General features: G+C 68.1%; 15 protein-coding genes. 4 read left to right on the top strand and 11 right to left on the bottom strand.

The window, feature by feature from the left end:
• Positions 1-19: 19 nt before the first annotated feature.
• The 3 genes from L0P92_RS01770 to L0P92_RS01760 all read right to left on the bottom strand — a co-directional run bounded on the left by L0P92_RS01770 (position 20) and on the right by L0P92_RS01760 (position 2,948).
• The gene (locus tag L0P92_RS01770) at positions 20-823 is read right to left on the bottom strand and encodes an MBL fold metallo-hydrolase (protein WP_234760592.1); all 804 of its coding nucleotides are present in this window, start codon (positions 821-823) and stop codon (positions 20-22) included.
• A 160-nt stretch (positions 824-983) separates the two neighbouring features.
• Entirely contained in the window at positions 984-1,922 is a 939-nt protein-coding gene (locus L0P92_RS01765) for a VOC family protein (RefSeq protein ID WP_234760591.1), read from the bottom strand.
• A gap of 120 nt (positions 1,923-2,042) precedes the next feature.
• Complete coding sequence (locus tag L0P92_RS01760; RefSeq protein WP_234760590.1) at positions 2,043-2,948, bottom strand: LysR family transcriptional regulator; 906 nt, start codon at positions 2,946-2,948, stop codon at positions 2,043-2,045.
• 124 nt (positions 2,949-3,072) lie between these two features.
• Between L0P92_RS01760 and L0P92_RS01755 the strand changes: the two genes are divergently transcribed.
• Positions 3,073-4,230, top strand: a complete 1,158-nt coding sequence (locus tag L0P92_RS01755) for an FAD-dependent monooxygenase (protein ID WP_234760589.1) — start codon at positions 3,073-3,075, stop codon at positions 4,228-4,230.
• Between the two features lie 99 nt (positions 4,231-4,329).
• Here L0P92_RS01755 and L0P92_RS01750 read toward each other — a convergent pair whose 3' ends face one another.
• The 8 genes from L0P92_RS01750 to L0P92_RS01715 all read right to left on the bottom strand — a co-directional run bounded on the left by L0P92_RS01750 (position 4,330) and on the right by L0P92_RS01715 (position 15,752).
• Positions 4,330-6,129 carry a glycoside hydrolase family 15 protein gene (locus L0P92_RS01750; RefSeq protein WP_234760588.1) on the bottom strand — a complete coding sequence of 600 codons (1,800 nt, stop codon included), beginning with the start codon at positions 6,127-6,129 and terminating at the stop codon, positions 4,330-4,332.
• 174 nt (positions 6,130-6,303) lie between these two features.
• Complete coding sequence (locus L0P92_RS01745) at positions 6,304-7,848, bottom strand: long-chain-fatty-acid--CoA ligase (RefSeq protein ID WP_234760587.1); 1,545 nt, start codon at positions 7,846-7,848, stop codon at positions 6,304-6,306.
• A gap of 132 nt (positions 7,849-7,980) precedes the next feature.
• Positions 7,981-8,976, bottom strand: coding sequence for an alpha/beta hydrolase fold domain-containing protein (locus L0P92_RS01740; RefSeq protein WP_234760586.1), 996 nt, complete (start codon positions 8,974-8,976; stop codon positions 7,981-7,983).
• 42 nt (positions 8,977-9,018) lie between these two features.
• On the bottom strand, positions 9,019-10,020 hold the full coding sequence (locus L0P92_RS01735) for a LacI family DNA-binding transcriptional regulator (protein ID WP_234760585.1): 1,002 nt from the start codon (positions 10,018-10,020) through the stop codon (positions 9,019-9,021).
• A 90-nt stretch (positions 10,021-10,110) separates the two neighbouring features.
• Positions 10,111-11,133, bottom strand: coding sequence for an ABC transporter ATP-binding protein (locus L0P92_RS01730; protein WP_234760584.1), 1,023 nt, complete (start codon positions 11,131-11,133; stop codon positions 10,111-10,113).
• Positions 11,130-13,151 (bottom strand): dipeptide/oligopeptide/nickel ABC transporter permease/ATP-binding protein, encoded by a 2,022-nt coding sequence (locus tag L0P92_RS01725; RefSeq protein WP_234760582.1) that lies wholly within the window; start codon positions 13,149-13,151, stop codon positions 11,130-11,132. Before L0P92_RS01725 ends, L0P92_RS01730 begins: the two co-directional genes overlap by 4 nt.
• Positions 13,148-14,083 carry an ABC transporter permease gene (locus L0P92_RS45370; protein ID WP_308289595.1) on the bottom strand — a complete coding sequence of 312 codons (936 nt, stop codon included), beginning with the start codon at positions 14,081-14,083 and terminating at the stop codon, positions 13,148-13,150. The genes L0P92_RS01725 and L0P92_RS45370 overlap by 4 nt, the downstream gene beginning before the upstream one ends.
• A 73-nt stretch (positions 14,084-14,156) precedes the next feature.
• A complete protein-coding gene (locus L0P92_RS01715) occupies positions 14,157-15,752 on the bottom strand; it encodes an ABC transporter substrate-binding protein (RefSeq protein WP_234760580.1) in 1,596 nt (531 codons plus the stop codon).
• A 415-nt stretch (positions 15,753-16,167) separates the two neighbouring features.
• Here L0P92_RS01715 and L0P92_RS01710 point away from each other — a divergent pair, with 415 nt between their 5' ends.
• From L0P92_RS01710 to L0P92_RS01700, 3 genes are all read left to right on the top strand, one after another.
• Positions 16,168-17,154, top strand: coding sequence for an alpha/beta hydrolase (locus L0P92_RS01710; protein WP_234760579.1), 987 nt, complete (start codon positions 16,168-16,170; stop codon positions 17,152-17,154).
• A gap of 272 nt (positions 17,155-17,426) precedes the next feature.
• A complete protein-coding gene (locus tag L0P92_RS01705; RefSeq protein ID WP_234760578.1) occupies positions 17,427-19,691 on the top strand; it encodes an ATP-binding protein in 2,265 nt (754 codons plus the stop codon).
• 367 nt (positions 19,692-20,058) lie between these two features.
• The gene (locus L0P92_RS01700) at positions 20,059-21,897 is read left to right on the top strand and encodes a pectinesterase family protein (RefSeq protein WP_234760577.1); all 1,839 of its coding nucleotides are present in this window, start codon (positions 20,059-20,061) and stop codon (positions 21,895-21,897) included.
• The last annotated feature ends 44 nt before the right edge of the window (positions 21,898-21,941 follow it).

Genomic DNA, 21,941 nt, shown 5'->3' with positions numbered 1-21,941 from the left:
TCCGAGGATCAAGGCCGATTCAGGCGAGGCAGGTGAGGGGACGGCCGCCGTTGTAGGTGACCATGTCGCCGAGTGCCGCGGCGACGTCGATGCGGCGGCCGAGCGGTCCGTCGTCCAGTTCGGCGTAGGCGCGGTGAAGGTTGCCGACGATGCGTTCCGGGTCCAGGAGGCCCGCGTAGGCACCCAGGTCGAGGTCGCGGGCGGTCTGCAGCGGAGTCAGCCCTGCGGCGTGGCCCGCGCGGGCCGCTTCCTGTACGAACCGCAGGTACCCGAGGACGTCGTCGATGAGCTCGGGACCGGCGACGGCCCCGTGCCCGGGGACTATGGTCGTCGCCCCCAGCGGCTTGACGACCTCCTCCAGGACCTGGAGGGCACCGGCCACCGAGCCTTGGACGAGAAAGGGTGTGCCCCCGTTGAAGAGCAGGTCGCCGCTGAAGAGCAGCTTGCGCTCGGGCAGCCACACGATCGAGTCGTTCGTGGTGTGGGCGGGCAGGCCGACATGGCGCACGTCGGCTCGTAGATCGTCCGCCCATATGGTCACCGATTCGGTGTAGGTGAGAAACGGCGGCTCCAGAACGACGTCTCCCCATTCGACCTCCGTCCAGAACGGCGCGGACTTGGGTTCGCCCCAGTCGAGGATGCCCGCGCGTGTGGCCTCGTGCCCGACGATCGTGGCCCCGGCGAAGAGGTGGTTGCCGAAGGTGTGGTCGCCGTGGTGGTGAGTGTTGATCAGCGTTCGTACCGGCTGCGGTGTGATCGTGCCGATGGCATCGAGGTACGCGCGGGTGCGGTGGACCGTGGAACAGGCATCGACACTGATCACGCCGCGTCGGCCGACGAGGAAGCCGGTGTTGTTGATCCACCAGCTGCCGTCGGGCTGGATGTAGGCGAAGACGTCCTCGCTGACCTCTTCCAGCCGGGTGGGGCGAGGCTGGGGCCATCGTGGTGCGCGGTGCTCATGGCGGCTCCTGTCTTGGGTGGCGTCAGAGCGGGGAGGGAGTCCACAATCCGTTGTCCGGTTCGTTGAACATCGCCGGGATCATCGCGTCGGTGATGAGCCCGCCGGTTCCCCACTGGTCGGCCGCCTCGGGCGTGGCCTCGAACCGGCGCGGCACCCATGTCTCGTCGTCGTGGATCTTCTCCAGCTCGGTCGTGTACTCCACGACGTTGCCGTTGGGATCCATGAAGTAGGTGAAGGTGTTGTCGCCGGCGCCGTGCCGACCGGGGCCCCACAGAGGTTTGTTGCCGTGCCGGATGAGCCGGCCGGAGCCACGCATGTACTCGTCGATGCCCCGCATCTCGAAGGAGATGTGGTTGAGAGCCACGTGTGGGCCGGAGCTGATGGCCAGGATGTGATGGTCGATGCGGGTACGCATGAAGCACATGTGGTCCTCCAGCCAGTCGGACAGGCGGAAGCCCAGATGCTGTTCGTAGAAAGCCTTGGTGTTCAGGATGTCCGTGCTGTTGATCACGACGTGACTGAGTTTGCGCGGAATCGATTCGCGGGGCTCCAGTGCGCGGGCGGCACGCCGCTCGACATCGCTGGACACCTCGATGAGGCGGCCCTCGGGGTCGAAGAAGCGGAATCCGTAGCCGCCGCCGGGCGTGTCCAGCTTGCCCGGTTCGCGATCGATACGGACTGCGGCGGCGATGAGCCGCTCGGCGAGGGCATCGACAGCGGCGGCGTTCTCCGCACCGAAGGCGATGAGGTCCAGACGCTTCTCCGCGGCACGCCGCACGCGCAGTATGTACTGCTCGGAGCTGGCCTCGGCCGCGAAGAAGGAGACGTCACGGTCGTCGGCCACCGGCGAAAGGCCCCACACGCCGCGGTTGAACTCCACCGCGGGCTCGTAGTCGGGCACGGCTATCGCGACATGGCGCAGATGAGTGATCGGAGAGCGCGGGGTCGTCGAGAGATTCATGTCGGCTGCTCCAGCGTGTGATGCGCGCCTCGCTTCCTTGCGGACGCGTTGAGCACGCTACGCACGGCAGACCAGCACCGGAAACGATTCCTATCGATGCAATGAATCGACGGAATCGATTCAAAGATCGGCTGCGCGTTCGGCGATGCGCTCCCGGAGCCAGGTGTAAGCGGGGTCGTCGGTGTGCCGCGGGTTCCAGAACAGGGCCTCGCTGATCGGCCGCAAGGCCACGGGGGCTTCCGCGATCTGGAGGTGGGTCTGCCCCGCGACGTGGCGGGCCAGCCGCTCGTGGACCAGTGAGACGAAAGGGGTGCCCGTCACGAGGAAGGGGATGATGACGAAGCTCTCCGTGCTCATCTCCACCCTGCGCCGAACGCCCAGGGAGTCGAGCTGGGCGTCGGCGATGGAGGGCAGTGGCCCACCGCTGTAGGCCACGTAGGGCATCTGGGCGAACTCCTCCACGGTCAGTGCGGGCCCGATCGCCTGGTTGTCCCGGTCGGCCACCAGAACGTAGCGGTCATGGAACAGATGACGGTGGGCGAAGGTGGGCCTGGGGCCGACCAGTTCGGTCGGCAGGACCAGCAAATCGATCTGGTCCTTGTGCAGTTGCTCCGCGAAGTCGCTCCGCACGGGCACCACGTTCACCCGCTGCAGCGGGGTCTCCTGTGCGAGACGGGCGACCAGGGGACGCAGCAGGATGAGCGTGACGTAGTCGCTGGCCATGATGGTGAAGGAGCGCTGGTCCACCAGGGGGTCGAAGCCCCGAGGCCTTCCGAACACCGCGTCCGCCGCCGCCACCGCCTCGCGGACCAGCGGCATGAGGGACAACGCCAGTGACGTCGGAGCCAGAGTCCTGCCCTCGCGGACGAGTAGTTGATCGTCGAAATGCTTACGGAGCCGGCTGAGAGACGCGCTCATCGCCGGCTGCCCCACGGACATGCGCTCGGCGGCGCGTGTCACATTGCGCTCGATGAGCAGGGCGTCGAGCGCCAGAAGGAGGTTGAGGTCTACTCCGGCCAGCCCCATGGTGCCGCTCCGTTCATCATGGCAATCGATAGTTTCCATCGATATCCATCGCTTGGAACACTGTGACTCCCGTCATACCGTCATCCTCGTTCCACCACAATGACGTGAGGCGGCCACTATGCAGGTGACAAAGGTTCTGATCATCGGTGCGGGCATAGGTGGCCTGGGTGCCGCCATCGCCCTTGGCCGGCGCGGCGTCGATGTCGATGTCGTGGAGCTGCGGGAGAACTCCGGCGTTCTCGGTGTCGGGATCAACCAGCCCGCCAACTCCCTGCGGGCACTCCGTGCTCTCGGTGTCCTGGACGAGGTGCTCGCCGCCGGTTTCCCGTACGACCGCAACAGCTTTTACGACTGGCAGGGGCGGCTCGTCGTCGACTGTCCGTCCGCCCTCGGAGGTGACGTTCCCGCCAACACCGCGCTGTCCCGCAGCGATCTGCACCGCATCCTGATCGGGGCCGTCGAGAAGGCCGGTGTCAAGGTCACTCACGGTACGACCCTGCACGATCTCCACGACACCGGGGACCACGTGGACGTCACCCTCACCGACGGCAAAGCCGAGACCTACGACCTCGTGATCGGCTTCGACGGCCAGCGCTCCCCGCTTCGCCGACGTCTCTTCGGCACCGAGCACGAGCCGGTCTTCACCGGCTACTCGGTGTGGCGTCTCACCATGCCCAGACCGGCCGAGGTCACCCATACGATGCTGTTCCAGGGCGACGGCACGAAGGCGGGCGTCATCCCGCTCAGCGACGACAGCATGTACCTGCTCCACGTCACCGCTGAGCCCGGCAATCCGCATATTCCGGCGGACGGGATGGCCGAGATGCTCGCCGAGCGGCTGGCCGGATACGGCGGCCTGATCGGCGAACTGCGCGACAGCGTCTCCGGCGCCGACGGCATCGTCTACAGCCCTCTCAGCGAGGTCCTTCTGCCCTCACCCTGGTTCAAGGGGCGGACCATCGTGCTGGGCGACGCGGCACACGCCTGCGCCCCGCATCTCACACAGGGCGCCGGTATGGCGTTGGAGGACGCCGTCGTCCTCGCGGAGGAACTGTCCCCGACCGGTCGGGCGGTCGGCGCCTCGCTGCAGGCCTTCATGGAGCGTCGCTGTCAGCGGGTCAAGCTGGTCCAGGACGTGTCCCATCAGATCCTCTTCGGCGAGATGGCCGTCACCACGGAGACCCTGCCGGCCGCGGTGGCGCACATGCGTGAAACGCTGCCGGGTCAGCTCAGACAGGTGGAGAACTTCCTCAACCAGGCTTTCTGGGCAGCGGGGCCATGACGTGACCGAATCGACGCCAGTACGGTCGCCGACTGGATCCAGCGTGGAGAATCAGGAGGCCGAGTCGGGGCGCGGCCTCCTGATCGTCGATGTCCTTGCTCAGGCTTGACCGGTCGCCGCGGCCGTGGTGCCGAGACGCAGTGCCGTGTCCAACAGCGCGACGTGTGAGAAGGCCTGGGGAAAGTTGCCCACCAGCCGCCGGGCCACGGGGTCCCATTCCTCGGCGAGAAGACCGAGGTCATTGCGCAGGGCGAGGAGTCTCTCGAACAGTTCGCGGGCTTCGTCGGCCCGGCCGATCATCGCCAGATCCTCGGCGAGCCAGAACGAACAGGCCAGGAACGCGCCCTCGTCCCCGGGCAGTCCGTCGATGTCGGCGTCGGAGGACGTGGGATAGCGCAGCACGAAGCCGTCGGGGGTCAGGAGCTCCCGCTGGATCGCCTCGATGGTGCCGATGACCCGCGGATCGCTGGGGGGCAGAAAACCCATGTGCGGGATGAGCAGCAGGGCCGCGTCGAGTTCCGAGGAGCCGTATGACTGAGTGAATGTGTTCCGCTCCGGGTCGTATCCCTTCGTGCACACATCCCGGTGGATGTCGTCGCGGAGCACGCGCCATCGTTCCAGCGGACCGTCGATGACCCCCGACTCGATCAGCTGGATCGTCCGGTCGACGGCCACCCAGGCCATGACCTTGGAGTGCACGAAGTGCCGTCGAGGTCCGCGCACCTCCCAGATGCCCTCGTCCGGCTCATGCCAGTGCCGTTCGAGGAACGTGATCAGCCGGGCCTGGAGGCGGGCGCCGGTCTCGGCCGGGAGTCCTGCCTGGCGCGCCCGGTGCAGCGTCTCGGCGACCTCGCCGTACACGTCCAGCTGCAACTGCCCGGCAGCCCCGTTCCCGATGCGCACCGGACGCGATCCCTCATAGCCGGGCAGCCAGTCCAGTTCGCTCTCCGGCAATTGGCGCTCACCGGCGATTCCGTACATGATCTGCAGGTTCTCCGGGTCGCCCGCCACCGCGCGCACCAGCCACGCCGACCACGCGCGGGCTTCCTCGTGATAGCCGGTGCGCAGCAGTGAGGACAGCGTGATCGCCGCGTCGCGGAGCCAGCAGTAGCGATAGTCCCAGTTGCGCACCCCACCGATCTCTTCCGGCAGCGACGTCGTCGGGGCGGCGACGATGGCGCCGGTCGGCGCGTAGGTCAGCGCCTTGAGCGTGATGAGGGAACGCACCACCGCCTCACGGTAGGGACCGGTGTAGGAACACCTGGAGGCCCAGTCGGCCCAGTACTTCTCCGTCTCCTCCAGCGCCTTCTCGGCGTCCGGGACGGCCGGTGCCTCCGCGTGGGAGTGCTGCCAGCTCAGAACGAAGGCCACGCGTTGTCCGGCGGAGACCGTGAAGTCGGCACATGTCGTCAGGTCCTGGCCGTAGGTGGGGACATCGCCGTCCAGCCACAGGGCGTGCGGCCCGGCGACGGCCTGGGTGCGTCCGCCCCGGGTGACAACCCAGGGGACGACGGAGCCGTACTCCATGCGTATTCGCAAGCGGGAGCTCATGTGCACCCGTCCGCTGACACCCTCGACGACGCGGACGAGTTGCGGGGCGCCCGAGTCGCGGGGTGGCATGAAGTCGACGACGTTCACGATGCCGTCGGCCGTGACCCATTGCGACTCCAGGACGAGTGACTCGCCACGGTACTGGCGTCGGTCGGCCACCGCCGGCGCGGTGGTACCGGCCGGGCTGATACGCCAGAAACCGTTGTCCTCGGTTCCGAGCAGGCGGGCGAAGACGGCGGGGGAGTCGAAGCGCGGCAGGCAAGCCCACTCCACTGAGCCGTCCCGGCCGATGAGGGCTGCGGTCTGCATATCGCTGACGAGGCCGAAGTCCTCGATGCGCCTGGACATGTGGTTCCTTCGTTGAGTCTGCTGTCTTTGTGGTGGGTGCCCGTACGGGCTCGGCAGGACGAGCCCGTACGGGCGGCTTGGGCCGTGGCGAGACCAAGCAGGAAGTGACCCGCGATCACGCCGCGGGCGGACTGCTCGGGTGCCACGGAGATCTCCGCGTGTGCCGGCGGCCCTTCACGGGCGGAGGGCCCGCTTGAGCAGCTTGCCGGTGGCCGTCATGGGCAGTGCCTCGCGGAACTCCACGATCCGGGGGTATTTGTAGGAGGCCATGTTGTCCTTGCACCAGGCGATCAGCGAGGCCTCGTCGAGCAGGGCTCCGGACTTCTTGATCACGTAGGCCTTCACCTCCTCGCCGTGGGACTCGTGCGGCACTCCGACGACGGCTACGAGGCTGACCCCGGGGTGGGTCATGATCGTTTCTTCCAGTTCGCGTGGATACACGTTGAACCCACCGCGCACGATCATGTCCTTGGCCCGGTCGACGATGAAGTAGTAGCCGTCGGCGTCGCGACGGGCCAGGTCACCGGTGCGGAACCAGCCGTCCCGGACGGCCTCCGCGGTGGCATCGGGACGGTTGAGGTACCCCTTCATGATGTTGTGGCCGCGGATGGCGATCTCTCCAACGGCATCTGCGGGCACGTCGTCCCAGTCGCCGTCGATCAGCCGTAGCTCGACTCCCCAGACAGGCTCGCCGATCGAGCCGGCCTTCGTCTCCCGGTCCGGATGGTTGAAGGTGGCGAGCGGGCTTGTCTCCGACAGTCCGTACCCCTCGTGGATGCGCACGCCGAGCACGTCCTGCACCTGGGCCAGGATCTCCACCGGCAGCGCGGCGCCGCCGGAGAGTGCAAGGCGCAGCTCGGCGGCGATCACGGCGAGATCGACGGCGGAGTGATCGGCTCCGAGCAGCCCCCAGTACATGGTGGGCACCCCGGCGAACACGGTGACCTTCTCCCGCTGCATCAGCCGCAGAGCCGTGACGGCGTCGAACCGGGGCAGCAGAACCAGGGTTGCCCCGGCACCGAAACCGGCGTTCATCTGCACTGTCTGGCCGAAGGTGTGGAACAGCGGCAGAGCGACCAGGTGGACGTCATGAGGTCGGGTGCCGAAGGTCCGGTGGCAGGTCAGCACATTGAGTACCACGTTGCTGTGGGTGAGTTCGGCGCCCTTCGGCTGCCCGGTGGTACCGCTCGTGTAGAGGATCAGCGCGGTGTCCGACGGGTCGGTGGCGACCGAGGTGAACTCGGTCGGCATCCGTTCCAGGGCTCTGGCCAGGGTGAGGACTCCGGGCACGGGGGAGTCGGTGCGGTCGTCGGCTGTCACGAGGAAGAAATGCGCGCAGGTGTCGACCGCGGAGAAGCCCGTCCATCCGGTCTCCCCGAGCGGCAGTTCCGGCGTGCCTTCGAAGCAGAAGTACGCGGTGGCTCCCGAGTCCTCCAGGTGGTAGGCGACCTCCCGGGCCGTCAGGAGCACGTTGACGGGCACGACGACGGCGCCGGCCTTGAGGATGCCGTAGTAGACCACGGGGAACTGTTCGATGTTGGGGCAGGACAGCGCCACCCGGTCACCGGGCTGTATGCCCCGGTGGCGCAGCAGGTTCGCCACCTGGTTGGCGCGGGCGTTCACCTCCGCGTAGGTGAGTCGGCGATCACCACACACCACTGCGGTCCGATCGGGGTGGAGGCGCGTGGACGACTCCAACATCAGGGCGAGGTTCAACATGGCACTGCTCCTTTCGGTGTGGTGTGACTCGTCGTTGGCCCCGTGGTCCGGGGTGATTCGCCTGGTTGTCCGTGTCGGCGGGCAAGCCGTCTCCCGAAGCCGGCGAGAGGCCGCTGCCCGCCGTCCGGCCGGTCAGTCCCGTGGTCGCGGTGCCAGAGCACCGCGCAGAGCCGAGAGAAGGTCGGCGTAGCGCTGCGCGTCGGTCTCCGGACGGGCGATGACATGGACGGCGTCGTAGCGTCGGGCGGTCACCTGCACACCGGCGTCCGACAGCCGCTGGGCGTACCGCTCACCGTCGGCGCACAGGACGTCGAACGCGCACGTCGCCACGAAAGCGTCGGGAAGACCGGACATGTCCTCCGCGAGCAGCGGCGAGACCGACCTCGGGTCGTACGGCTCAGGCCCCATCAGAAGCTCGGCACAGCGGCGTATCTCCGCCTCGTCGAGTCCGGGCAGGGAGGAGACCGCGGGGTAGCGGGCCGCCGGATCGACGAGAACGGCGGGAGCCATCAGCGCCTGGAACCGGATCGGCGGGCCGGAACGCGCGCGGGCGAGGAGACAGACGGTCGCCGCGACGAAGGCACCCGCACTGACGCCGTGGACAGCGACGCGTTCCGGGTCGACACCGAGGGCGGCGCTGTTCTCGGACACCCAGCGGACCACCGCGTATCCGTCCTCGACGGGTACGGGAAACCTGTGCTCGGGTGCCAGGCGGTAGTCCACGTTGATGACCACGGCGTTGAGGTCCTGAGCCAGCTGGTGGCACCACGGACCGTCGAGCCGGCGCAGCACCGAACCGTCGCCCATCCAGAAGCCGCCACCGTGGAAGTGGACGACGGCCGGGTGCGGACCCGGTTCGCCGGACGGCGCGTACACCTGCGCTGTCACCTGCCCGCCTTCGACCGGCACCGACACCTCGGCCGTGGGCGGTGAGAAGGGCAGCAGGGTGCCCGCCGCCGACGCGACGTCGAGGGTCCGCTGGTTGTGCGCCTCGCGCAGGGACGCGACACGCAGCTCCCAGTCGTGCCGATCCGACGGGGTGGCGGGCGCGGGTTCGGGCCATGCCAGCTCATCGGTCGGTACGACCTGGATGAGGGAGCGAATGAACGCTTCGAGTTCCGGGGTCACTTGTAACGCTTTCCTTCCGAAGGAGGTCTCGGGGCCGCGGTCTCATGTACCGCGGACGATCACCTCGGGATCGAGGACGGTATCCCCCACGGGCTGCGGCCCCGCGATGCGGGTGTACAGCATCCGGGTCGCCAACCGCCCGCTCTCCTCAAGTGGTTGGCGCACACTGGTCATGCGGAGTGCCTCCGCCAGTGGGCCGTCGTCATAGCCGACGACACCGACACCGGTGGGTGTCTCGGCGCCCAGGGAACGCAGTTCCGCGAGGATTCCGGCGGCGAGTTCGTCGGAGTGCCCGAAGAACGCGGTGGGCCTCCGGCCCGCTGCCCACAGCGCGGCGACCACCGCGCGCCCGGCCGACACGTCCGTACCCGGTGCGACGACCCGCTCCATGTGTGAGGGGGGCAGCCCGGCCTCGGCGAGTGCTCGCTCGATGCCGGCGAATCGCCGTTGGCCCTGGGAGACATACTGGTCCGATACCTGTTGCTCACCGACCACCGTGATGTGCCGGTGCCCCAGGCCGAGGAGGTGACGGGCGGCCAGGTATCCGCCCGTGATGTCGTTGACGGTCACCGAGCTCAGACGTGGGTGGCTCGTGTCGACCAGAACGGCGGGCAGGTTGGTACCGATGAGCCGGTCCACCACGGCGCTGTCCACGGGCAGTCCCATGATGAGCAGGCCGTCCAGGCGGCGCCTGACCGGCAGGGACGACAGCAGGGGGGATGTCGTCGCGGCCGCCGACGCCTCGTCCCAGACGACGACCTCGCTGCCCTGCTCGGAAGCCTCCTTCAGCACGCCGATCAACCGGCGGCGGAACGACTCGTGAGCGGTGAAGGGCGCGATCACTCCAATGCGTCCGACGCCCCTACGAGCCCGGCTGATCGCGGCGTCCCGGGGCACGAAACCCAGTTCGTCGATGATCGCGAGTACCCGGCCGCGGGTATCCGCGTTCACCCGCTTCGGCTTGTTGAGCACGTTGGACACGGTGCTGATGCTGACACCGGCTCTCGATGCCACGTCGTAAATGGTGATGCTGTCGTTGCTCATCGGTTTTCGTCTCTCCCCACCCGTTCGATTCCTCTGCTGTCAGAGCAGTGCCGTACTCGTCCGCCGGGTACGGCACACCGCCCCGATGCCTCACGGCGCCTCGTCACGTCGTACGCACGCCACGAGATGCCCGTCCCGGGAACGTTCCAGAGGGGGGACCGTGGTCAGGCAGGAATCCTGGACGAGCGAGCATCGCGGGGCGTAGGCGCAGCCCGGTCCGCTGCCGAGGAGGGCCTGCTGATCAGGTGTTCGCGATGCGGCGCGGCGGGCACGCCGCCGGCGCTGCGCAGCGGGGTCGGGCAGCGGTGCGGCGTCCACCAGCGCCCGGGTGTACGGATGTCCGGGGCGCTCATGGATCCGGTCGGCGGGTCCGCTCTCCACGATCCGGCCGCGGTACATGACCACGACGTCGTCACACATGTGACGGACCACCGACAGGTCGTGCGAGATGAAGAGATAGGCGATACCGAGTTCCGACTGAAGATCTGCCAGCAGGTTCAGTACCTGTGCCTGGACGGACAGGTCCAGCGCGCTGACCGGTTCGTCGCAGACGACCAGTGCGGGTTCCATCGTCAGCGCACGGGCGATCGCGATGCGCTGACGCTGGCCTCCGGAGAACTGCGCGGGGTAGCGGTGCGCGGTGCCGGGCGGCATGCCCACGCGGCGCAGCACGTCCTCCACACGGTCCCAGGCCCGCTCGGCGTCCCACTTGAGGTTCAGCCGGAGGGGTTCGGCGAGGGTGGCACCGATGGTCTGGGTGGGATTGAGCGAGCCGTAGGGGTCCTGGAAGACCACCTGCAGATCACGGGCGAGTTCCCGGCGGTCGGCTCCGCCCAGCCGTGTGATGTCACGTCCCCGGAAACGGACGGACCCCGCGGAAGGGGTGACGAGACCGAGAATGGCGGAACCGAGTGTGCTCTTGCCGGAGCCCGACTCACCGACGACACCGACGGTACGGCCCGCGTCGAGCACGAGATCGACGCCGTCCACCGCGCGCAGGGGAGGCCGGCGGCGGCCGCGGGGATAGGTGACTGTCAGCCCGCTCACTTCGAGGAGCGGGGCGGCGGGCAGGATGTCGCTGCCGTTGCCGTGGGCGCGCGGGTCCGGACTCATGGGCTGACCTTCCTGAGCCGGGCGGCGTCATCATGCCGCAGACACCGGCTGCTACGACCGTCGGGGAGAGGACGCAATGCCACGGGGGAGGTACGGCAGACGTCCTGGACGAGACCGCAACGGTCCTGGAAATGGCAGCCGTCGGGCCAGGCGCCCGGCGGCGGCACGGTGCCGCCGATGGCGTCGAGACGGCTCCCGCGGACCGTCGAGGCGGGGTTGGATTCGAGCAGGGCCGTCGTGTACGGGTGCACGGGCATGCGGAACACCTCGTCCACCGGGGAACGTTCGACGACCTCGCCGGCGTACATCACCACGGCCTCGTCGCACACATCCGCCAGGACGCCCCAGTCGTGGGTGACGAGGATGAGCGCCATGCCCTTCTCGTCCCGCAGGGAGAGCAGCAGATCGAGGATCTCCGCCTGCACGGTCACATCGAGTGCGGTCGTGGGCTCGTCGGCGATCAGCAGACGAGGACTGCCGGCCAGGGCCAGCGCGATGCCGACCCGCTGCGCCATGCCGCCGGACACCTGGTGCGGGTAGCGGGCGGCCACGGCCGCGGGTTCGGGAATGCGGACGAGGGACAGCAGCTCCACGGCGCGGGCCTTCGCACGCCCGCGGGAACACCGCTCGTAGAGTCGGACGACCTCGGCGAGCTGTGAACCGATGGTGAACCCCGGGTCCAGGCTGCCGATCGGGTCCTGGGCGATCAGCCCGATGCCCGTCCCCCGGACGGCACGCAGTTCGCGCCCGCTCAAGCCCACGAGGTCCCGGCCCTCGAAGAGGACCTGTCCGGCGGTGATCCGGCCACCGCCTCTGAGCAGCCCGAGCACCGCCATGGCCGTCACGGTCTTGCCGCAGCCGGACTCACCGACGAGCCCGACCGTCTGGCCGGGCAGGACATCCAGGTCGATGTCGCGGACGACGGTCGTGAGCTCACCGCCGAGGGGAACGGCCACCGTCAGGTTCCGCACCGACAGCAGAGCACCATCGGCCGGAGCACGCCGCTCGGATGGAGCGGAGGTTTCACCGGAACGTCGCTCGCTCCCGTCACGCCGGGTTTCGGCCGGACCGGCCTTCTCCCGCCCCGGACCGGCGGATCGCCGGCGCCTGGCCGGGCGGGCGGCGGGCAGACCGGACCACGCCTCGGCCGAGGCGTCACGCAGCCCGTCGCCGAGCACGCCGAGAGCCAGCACCAGCAGCGCGATGAGTGCCCCCGACGGCACCAGCAGCCACGCCTGGCGGTCGATCACCCCGGCCGCCTCACCGACCATGTTGCCCCAGGAGGGTGCCGGCGGCTGGACTCCGAAACCGAGATATCCGAGACCGGTCTCGGCCAGCACCACCGAGGAGGCGAAGAGCGAACTCTGGACGATGACCGGACCGACCAGCCTGGGCAGCACATGACGGCGCACCAGTTGGAGTTCGGTGAGTCCCGTCGAGCGCGCCGCCCGGACGTAGAGGGTGTCGCGCAGCACCATGGTGTTGCCCCTCAGGACGCGGATCAGCCCGGGAAGCCCCAGCAGACCCAGGGTGATCATGGCCGCGGACTCGCTGTCGGCGAACACCGACAGCACCACCAGCAGCAGGATGATCACCGGAATCGACTGCAGGACGTCGACGACGCGCATGACGGCGGCGTCGTACGCTCCCTTGAAGTAGCCGCAGCTCACACCCACCGGAACGCCGATGAGGAGCAGGACGACGAGTGCTTCCGCCGCGCCCGTCAGTGTGCTGCGCCCTCCGAACAGCAGCCGGCTCAGCACGTCGCGGCCGAGAGTGTCCGTGCCCAGCGGATGCGCCGCGCTGGGCGGCGCCAGTATGTTCTGCAGATCCTGCGCGAGGGGGTCGTACGGGGCTATGACGGGTGCCAGCAGCACCGCCGCGATCACGGCAGCGAGGAAGACGATGGCTGTCACGGCCGCCGGGCGGCGCAGCAGGCGCCGGCCGACGCCGGGCACGGAGGGAGCGGGCCGCTCGGCGGCGGTCGGCGCGGTGGCCGGCGATGCTGACGGGGTCATCCACGGCTCCTCGGGTCGAGCCGGCCGTAGAGGAGTTCGACCAGCAGGTTGACGGTGATGACGATGACCGTGAAGCAGAGGGCGACGCCCTGGATGAGGGGGATGTCGTGCGCTTGGGTGGCCGTGACCGCGGTGCTGCCGAGGCCGGGCACCACGTACACCGTCTCGGCCAGCACGCTGCCGCTGAGCAGTCCGACGAACAGGAGCCCGAGGACGGTCACCACGGGGACAGCCGCGTTCTTCAGTGCGTGACGCAGGACGATGGAGCGTTCGGGCAGTCCGCGGGCGCGCAGCAGGACGATGTAGTCGCGGCCCATCTCGTCGAGCATCGCGTCCCGGGTCTGTTTCGCGATCGTCGCGGAGCCGCCGATTCCGAGGGTGAGAACCGGCAGGGCGAGCGACCGCAGCCATTCCCAGGGTGAGTCCGTGAGGGGGACGTACCCGCTGGCCGGGAAGATCGGAAGGGCCACCGCGAAGGCCGCGACGAGGACCAGGCCGAGCCAGAACGAGGGCAGGGCCAGGCCCAGCATGGACAGCAGGTCCAGCGCGCGGCCCACGGCACCGCCGCGGACGGCGCTGAGCACGCCGAGGCCGACGCCCAGGAGTGCGGAGACGACAAGCGCCCCGGTGATCAGGCTGAGCGAGGGGCCCAGCCGCTGCTCGAGTGTCCGCAGCACCGGCTGCCCGGTGGACAGAGCGGTGCCGAGGTCACCGTGGACCGCGCGGACGAGCCAGTGCCAGTACTGGACCGCGAGCGGCTCGTCGAGGCCGAGCTGGGCTCTGAGCTGGCGGTACTGCTCGGGCGTCGCATCACGGCCCAGGACCGCACGGGCGGCGTCGCCGGGCGTCAGCGACACCAGGACGAAGGTCAGTGCCGAGACGGCGAAGGTGAGGACCGTCGAAGTCACGGACCATCGGACAATGCGACGCACGTGTGCCTCCTTCCGGTGAGATCGGTGACGCCGGCCGTGGACCGGCCGGACGTCATCACGGGCGTATTGGAATTCAGCGGACCGGGTACCAGTCCGCGAGGTTCGCCAGGGGGCTCTTGGCCGAGACCTTCAGACCGCCCACGTTCGCGCGCGCGTAGTAGAAGACCGGGCTCGCCGCGACGGGGGCGAACCAGGCGTTGTCGACCAGCCAGTCGTGGATGGCTCTGGCCGCGGCGGGACGCTCCTGCTGCGAGGCCGTGGTCAGCTCGCCGAACAGGCGCGTGAGCTCGGGCGAGGTGCTCTTGCGCGGATTGAACACAGGGGCGGTGGGCATGAAGAGCCCGACCCCTTCCATGTACGTCGGCTGGTAGCCGTAGCCCACCGCGGCGGAGGCGATGTCGCCCCCGGAGAGTTCCTTGAGGTAGGCGTTCGGGTTGTTGAGGGTGCGGAGCTTGACGTGGATCCCGGCCTTGCCGAGCTGGTCGCTCAGGGCCTGCGCCATGGTCCCGATCCCGGCGTAGGGCAGGGAGAGCATGGGGAGCGTGAAGCCGTTCGGGTATCCGGCCTCGGCGAGCAGCCGCTTCGCCTTGGCGAGGTCGTAGGGATACGCGTTCTTGTTCTCCGCGACGTAGCCCTCACCGCCGGGGACGGTGAACTGGCTCGTGGGTACGCCGTACTCGCCCAGCAGGGCCTTGCTGATGGCAGTGCGGTCGATGGCGTAGTTGATGGCCTGGCGCACCCGCACATCGCCGAGTGGCTTGAGCAGACTGCCGTCCCGGTCGAGGAAGTTGATGCCCTGGATGACGAAGGGGGTCTGCACGATCTGCAGGCCCGCGGACTTCGCCGAGGCGCTGACCGAGTAGTCGGCGGACGCCACGTCCACCTGGCCGGTCTTCAGCGCGTTGATCGCCGTGTTCGGGTTGGCTATGGCGCGCAGGACGACGCGCTTGTAGTGCACGTCGGACTTGTTCCAGTAGTGAGGGTTGGCGACGAACGTGTAGTGGTCGCCGGCCACGGTCGCCTTCGGGTCGAGCGTGTAGGGCCCCGCACCGGACGTCGACGTGGCCAGGGCGGTCGGCTTGGCCAGCGCCTTGGGGCTGATGACATCGCCGATGACGTAGTCCTGGGTGAGGATGTCGGGCACCACCGGGTTGGGGGTGGCGAACTTGATGCGCACGGTGCGGTCGCCGGAGGCCGTGAACGTGGCGCCCTGCAGGAACGCCGCGGACGCTCCACCGGTCTTCTGCACGTACCGCAGGTGCTTGACGACACCGTCGGCGCTCAGCGATCCGCCGTCGGCGAACGTCACCTTCTCACGCAGGGTCAGTTCGAAGAGCTTGTTTCCCTTCCCCACGTATTTCCACGAGGTCGCCAGAGCGGGCTTGAGCGAGCCGTCCGAGGCCCTCCGGATCAGCGGCTCGTAGGCCGGGTTCACGAAACCGGCGAAGGCCTGGTCGATCTTGGCCGGGTCCAGCGTGGGGGGTGCCGCCTGGTACGCCACCGTCAGAAGGTCGCCCACTCCTGCGGGCTCGGTGTTCGGCTTGCCCGCCGCCGCCTCGCCGCCGGCGCTGCACGCGGTGAGGAGGAGAGCGGCCGTCACCCCCGCCGCCACCGCCTTGGGCAGGCTTCGGCTTCGGCTGGGGTGTCTCGGACCGGTGGGAACGCGCATGAATGCCTCCTGAGGGTTTGGAGGGAGGGAAGAGGAGCGTGGCCTGTGCTTCAGGAAACAGACACTTAACCTTCGCGTCAAGTAGTTCGCGTAAAGCACTTTACATTCATTGACTCCGTGGCTCTGAGGCTCGATCTGGCAAGCAAAGTGCAGGTAGGCTGACATGTGAGCTTCGGAGGTAGGTTCAGTGCGCTGTTGCTTGGTTACGGCGTAAAGTGATCAAGGGAAAGCAGTTGACGTATGGTCGACCGCAGCCGATGATGCCCATTGCCGACGGTCGGAGCGCCCATCGCCCGTCACGATCACGGGTGGGTCGTGTCGCCGTGCGCGGCGTTCGTGTGACGCCGGTCCGCATGTGCCGGCGCTGGTCTGCCGTCCCCGTTCCCGAAAGGCCCCGATCATGCCCTCGAACGACATGTCTCCCGAACTGGCCGCTCTCGCGGGTCAGATCATGGCGGCGCTCCCTGCGGGCCAGCAGCCTCCCCCTCCGCCTGCTCGGCCGCAGGAAGGGCAGTCGCGCGAGGCATGGCTAGCGGAGGTGGCCGCCGTGCGTGGGGAGCACGATGCGCACGCCGCCGTACTGGCGGTGCACGTGACGACGCAGGCCGCGCCCGCTGTCGAGTCGGTGACGGATCTGTCCATCCCGGTCGAGGGAGGCGACGTCACCGCACGCGTCTACCGCCCCGCGGGCCAGGGCCCCTTTCCCGCGGTCGTGTTCTTCCATGGCGGCGCATGGTGGCTCGCGGGTGGCGAGCGTGGCTTCGATCTGACCGACGGCCACTGCCGGACCATATGTGATGGTCTGGGCAGCGTGGTGATCAACGTCGACTATCGACTGGCTCCCGAGAACCCCTACCCGGGCCAGTTGCGGGACGCCTATGCCGCGGCGTGCTGGGTCGTCGAGAATGCCACGGAGCTCGGTGTCGACTGCTCCGATGTCTCCGTCATGGGCGCCAGCTCGGGCGGCAACCTCGCGGCCGCGGTGTGTCTGCTGGCCAGGGATGAGCAAGGCCCGCGCTTCGCGAGTCAGGTGCTGCTGGTTCCGGCCCTGGATCTGGCCGGGGGGTCCGAGTCGATGCGCGAGGTGCCGGGGCAGTGGGAAGCCCTGCAACCCGTCCTGCGGCTGTATGCGTCGCCCGAGCAGGTCATGGATCCATACGTCTCGCCTCTGCTCGCCGACAGCATGGAAGGCCTGCCGCCCGCAGTGATCGTCACAGGGGACCACGATCCTCTGCGGGACGACGGGCGACGGTATGTTGCCAGGCTCGCGGCGGATGGCGTCCCCGTCCGGCATCTGGCGTACCCGATGCTGCACAACATCGCGCTGCCGGAAACGTCGGAACGCATGTTCGCCGATGTGATCGAGGCGACGGCCGAATTCCGGTCCGGTCGCGGCGCCTGACAGCGATACGGGCCCCAGCGGAAGCGGATGGTCCGGTTGGCCGGTGCCTCGAAACCGACGGAGGCCTGTGGCTGCCGGTGGTCCGGGGCGCGCGGGGCTACTGGAGCGCTTGACGCTGGGGGAGGAGGAGCGAGCCGATGCGCACGTTGCGCGGGTGGTTTCCTCCCCTGCCGGCCGTGCTTGGTGGAGCGGACCGTCAGGCCGGCGCCCGACCACTCGTACGAAAAGGCCCGCCTGAGAACCCGTGGGCGTGCGAAAGGCGACGCACAGCGATGACCAACAGGACGACGGGCGTAGGTCTGCCTGCCGCTCTCACTCGGTTCGTCGGTCGCGGAGAGGAGATCGCCGAAGCGCGTCGACGCCTCGGAACCGCCCGGCTGCTCACGCTCACGGGGGTCGGAGGGGTGGGCAAGACCCGGCTGGCGCTCGAAATAGCCTCCGCGTCCGGAGATGAGTTCCCGGACGGGGTGTGGCTGGTGAACCTGGCCCCCGTCGTGGATCCCTCAGCGGTGGCAGGCGTGGTCGCGGTCACAGTGGGGATTCCGGACATCAGTCCCGTGCCCGTCGCGGAGCGCGTGGCCAACCACCTGGCCGGGCGCCGGGCTCTCGTATTGCTGGACAACTGCGAGCATCTGCAGGAGGCCTGTGCCGAACTGGTGTATGAAATCCTGACTCGCGCCGCCGAGGTGAGGATTCTGGCGACGAGCCGTCGGGCGCTGGGCGTCACGGGTGAGTATCTGCTCCCGGTTCTGCCTCTGGCGGAGCGGGACGCTCTCGAATTGCTGGCGGACCGTGTAGCGGCTCTTCGCCCGGATTTCTGTCTCACCCCGGCGAACCGGTCCTCTGCTGCCAGGCTCTGCGCGGACTTGGACGGGCTGCCTCTCGCCATCGAACTTGCTGCTCCACGCCTTCGCACGCTGACCCTCGATCAGCTGGTCACCCGCCTTGAGGATCGGTTCGCACTGATCGTGGGCCGTGACCGGGCTGTGACCGCCCGGCACCGCAGTCTGCGGGCGTTGGTCGAATACAGCTACGAACTGTGCAGCCCCTCCGAGCGGCTGCTGTGGACCCGGCTGTCGGTATTCGTCGGCGGCTTCACGCTGGACGCGGTCGAGGAGGTGTGCGTCGGCGAGGGCATCGCCACGGCCGAGGTACTGGAGCTGCTCGAGGGGCTGGTCACCCAATCCGTGGTGTTCACATGTGAGCGTGACGGCCTTCCCGGCTATTACATGCTGGAAAGTGTGCGCCTGTATGGCGCGGAGAGGCTCACCGGGACCGTATGGGGTGCGCGGCTTCGGCAACGGCACCGTGATTTCTACCTTGCTCTCACCGCGCGGCTCGCAGACACCTGGTGCGGTCCCGAACAAGCGGAAAGTCTCGCCCGGTTGCGGTCCGAACACCGCAACCTGCGAGAGGCTCTGGAGAGCTGCGACGACCCGCAGGCCGGGGTCCAGTTGGCCGCTGCGTTGTATTTCCACTGGTACGCGGGCGGCTTCCTGGGGGAGGGACGCCGCATTCTCTACCGGGTCCTGGCAGCCGCGCCCGAGCCCACTGCGGCCCGCGGCCGGGCGCTGTGGATCGTGGCGCGGATGGCCCTGATCCAGGCCGACCGCTCCGCTGCCCAACGGTACGCGGAGGAGATCGCGAAAGTGGCCGAGCATGAGGACGACCTCGTGTTGCTCGCTTGTCTCCAAGACCTGCGTGGTGCACTGGCGCAGTTCGATGGGCATCTGGAGGCAGCCGCATCCCACTACGAGGACGCGGCTGCGACATTTGCGGAGCTGAGGGACGAGTTCCATGTGATCGTCACACTTGGCAGGCTGGCGCTGGTCCGGGCCGTTCTGGGCGACCCGAGGGCCGCGGACACCGGCCGGCGGGCGGTCGCCACCTCGGAAGCCCATGGTGAGCGGCTGGGGCGTGGTCTGGCACTGGGCGCTCTGGCCTATGAGGCATACACACGTGGCGATCGTGAAGCGGTCCTTGAGCTCATCAGGAACGCTCTCGGGATGCAGCAGGGCTTCAACAACCACATCCTGGTCTGGCAACTGCTGGAGATCCTTGCTTGGTCACTCGCGTCCCGTGGCGACCACCTGCGGGCCGGACAACTGCTCGGTGCGGCGCACGCCTTGGCCCGGCAGAGCAACACCGAGTTCGGCGCTGCCCCCTATCTGACCGAGGGGCACACGGAGTGCGAGAAGGCGGTCTTGCAGGTGCTGGGACCTACGGCGTACGCGGAGGCACTCGCGGAAGGTGATCGGTACGACAACCCCGTCGAAGCCATCGGGTTTGCTCTGAGCGTCGCCCGTGACTGCGGCGATGCTCCGGCAGCATTGGCCTCGCCTTCGCTGACTCGCAGGGAGCGGGAAGTGGCCGGACTCGTGTCCGAGGGCATGAGTAACCGGCAGATCGCTGCCCGCCTGGGCTTCTCGCCGCGGACCGCCGACCGTCATGTCGAGAACATCAGGGCAAAGCTCGACTTCAGGTGCCGAGCCCAGATCGCGGTTTGGTGGACACAAAGCCAAGTACCCACATCTTGAGTCCCATGTGAGTTGGTAAAAGTACCCATGGCCCACGGGCGTTTTCCTGTGCATGCTGATTGACATCAGGTCACACTGACGCGCCTCCGGGAGCCGAGAGCCGCCGACTTCGCACGGCGCCATGGACTCCCGCGCTCATCAAGTCGCCAATGACTCGGTGTGAGGGCGTCGGATGGGGCCTGCCTTCCCTCCCACGGCGAGAGCCGGCAAGACACTCGATGAGTTGTCGCCTTGACGGCAATCACTGGACTCAACAATCCGACGACCAGTCGACACGACCCTGGAGCTTTTCATGACGACCGCAAGGCCGGGGGGACTTCCCCGCAGGTCATTTCTCGCCGCAGTGACGGTTGCGACCGCCGCCGGCATGCTGGCCGGCGGCATCGTGGTCACCAGCGCCACCACTGCCGGCGCCGCTACCGGCGCGAACGTCACCTGGCGGATCAGCAGCGAGCCTGATGAGGCCAAGGCCGGTTACGCCGCCATGATCAACGGCATCAGACAGGGTGTCAGCGCAGGCCGAGTCAGACCGGAAGGCGGCGGCCCTGCCGTCGATGTCACCGACGTGGCGGGGACCGACGACTTCATCGCCATCGACCTGCACGCCGAAGACCGCCCAGAGTTCATCCGGTTGTTCATGCGCCGGTCGGACTCCTATGTCATGGGGTGGAGGCAGGGCGTCGAGGATGGTTCCGGTGTCGTGAACCTTGGCAGGTTCTTCACGCTGGAGGCGGACGTGAACCTGCCTGGTGCCATACGCACGGGCACTGGCGCCAATGTCAATACGCGGTTCGAGGGGTTGGCGAACTACAACGACCTGCAACAGCAGGGAGCCACCCGAGACGGTATGCAGATCAGCCCCGCGAGCCTCCACAACGCTGTGCTGCTGCTCCAGAACGGCGACAACACTGCCAGTGGTTACGTCAGGATGGCGGCGCCGGCGATCCTCCAGATGATCGTGGCGGTCGCCGAGGCCTCTCGCTTCCGGAACCAGGCGGCTGAGACCGCCACCGCCTTCGGCCGGGGCCAGGCATTCACGGTGACCCCGACGCATGTGGCACAGCACAACAACTGGGCTCTCATGAGCAGGGTGTTCCTGACCGCGATCCTCGGAGGCGCCGTTGTGCTGAGCGCTCCCCTTGAGGTCGGCCCTCTCGTCTTCGGGACCGTCGCCGCCATCGCGCAGTACCTCATGACAGCCCACCACTCAAGCCTCAACACCAAGGGGAGGCACCTCACCGAAGCCGACTTCTCGGCCTACGTCCAGCCCGACGGCTTCGGCGACTACCCGACCGCGCAGGCGGCGATCGACGCCGCCCCCTCGGACGGGATCCAGCACGTCATCACTCTCGCGGAGGGTACCTACCACGAGACGATCACCGTTCCGGCGAGCAAGAGCAACCTCTTCATCGGGGGAGGCACGGGCAACGCCGCTGACGTCGTCATCACCGCGGAGCGCGCCCACGGGATGATCAACCCCGCGACGGGTCTTCCATACGGCACTCAGGGCAGCGCCGTGGCCACATTCAAGGCGCCCGGTATCACGGTCGCCCAACTCACCATCATCAACTCGTTCGACCCCGCCAATCACCCGGAGGTCGGGCCGTTCGACACCCAGGCCGTCGCAGTGGCCGCCATGGGCGATCGGCAGACATTCAGCCAGTCCCGGATCATCAGTCGCCAGGACACGATCCTCGTCAAGGGAGTGACGCCGACAACTGAGGCCCGCCAGTACTTCGTCGGTTGCTACATCGAAGGCACGGTGGACTTCATCTTCGGCAACGCCACTGCCGTGTTCGACCGGTGCAACATCGCCGCACGCAACTGGGTGGGCGGTACTGTTCTGGCGCCGAACACGGACAAGAGCAAGAAGTACGGCATCCTGATCACCAACAGCGAGATCTTCACCAACGGCGTGCCGGAGAAGACGATGTATCTCGGTCGGCCATGGCACAACTCCCCGGATGTGTGGCCCCAGGCGCTGGTCCGGGACACGAACGTGCACTCGGGTATCAACTCTGCCCAGCCCTGGACGGACATGATGCCGGACTACTCCTGGCGGTCGGCGCGGTTCAGGGAGTACGCGAACTTCGGCGCCGGAGCGGGCGTCGGGGCGGATGCCCCGAAGATGACTGCCACCGAGGCCGCCGATTACACGGCACGCAAGTACTTGGCCGGCACCGACGGCTGGGATCCGGTCTTCTGAGGTAGGCGTCTTCGGACGTCGGTCACGGAATTCTCGACCCCAGG

The sequence above is a fragment of the Streptomyces muensis genome (assembly GCF_021474425.1).
In the GTDB taxonomy this organism is placed as follows: Bacteria; Actinomycetota; Actinomycetes; order Streptomycetales; family Streptomycetaceae; genus Streptomyces; species Streptomyces muensis.
The sequence above is the reverse complement of the archived record's forward strand: the minus strand, read 5'-3'. Positions and strand labels throughout refer to the sequence as shown.

What these genes read in the sequence shown, in the direction of transcription:
- L0P92_RS01715 (WP_234760580.1), bottom strand. Translation starts at nt 15,752, where the DNA reads ATGCGCGTTCCCACCGGTCCGAGACACCCCAGCCGAAGCCGAAGCCTG.
- L0P92_RS01745 (WP_234760587.1), bottom strand. Translation starts at nt 7,848, where the DNA reads ATGTTGAACCTCGCCCTGATGTTGGAGTCGTCCACGCGCCTCCACCCC.
- L0P92_RS01750 (WP_234760588.1), bottom strand. Translation starts at nt 6,129, where the DNA reads ATGTCCAGGCGCATCGAGGACTTCGGCCTCGTCAGCGATATGCAGACC.
- L0P92_RS01730 (WP_234760584.1), bottom strand. Translation starts at nt 11,133, where the DNA reads ATGAGTCCGGACCCGCGCGCCCACGGCAACGGCAGCGACATCCTGCCC.
- L0P92_RS01760 (WP_234760590.1), bottom strand. Translation starts at nt 2,948, where the DNA reads ATGGGGCTGGCCGGAGTAGACCTCAACCTCCTTCTGGCGCTCGACGCC.
- L0P92_RS01735 (WP_234760585.1), bottom strand. Translation starts at nt 10,020, where the DNA reads ATGAGCAACGACAGCATCACCATTTACGACGTGGCATCGAGAGCCGGT.
- L0P92_RS01765 (WP_234760591.1), bottom strand. Translation starts at nt 1,922, where the DNA reads ATGAATCTCTCGACGACCCCGCGCTCTCCGATCACTCATCTGCGCCAT.
- L0P92_RS01725 (WP_234760582.1), bottom strand. Translation starts at nt 13,151, where the DNA reads ATGACCCCGTCAGCATCGCCGGCCACCGCGCCGACCGCCGCCGAGCGG.
- L0P92_RS01705 (WP_234760578.1), top strand. Translation starts at nt 17,427, where the DNA reads ATGACCAACAGGACGACGGGCGTAGGTCTGCCTGCCGCTCTCACTCGG.
- L0P92_RS01710 (WP_234760579.1), top strand. Translation starts at nt 16,168, where the DNA reads ATGTCTCCCGAACTGGCCGCTCTCGCGGGTCAGATCATGGCGGCGCTC.
- L0P92_RS01700 (WP_234760577.1), top strand. Translation starts at nt 20,059, where the DNA reads ATGCTGGCCGGCGGCATCGTGGTCACCAGCGCCACCACTGCCGGCGCC.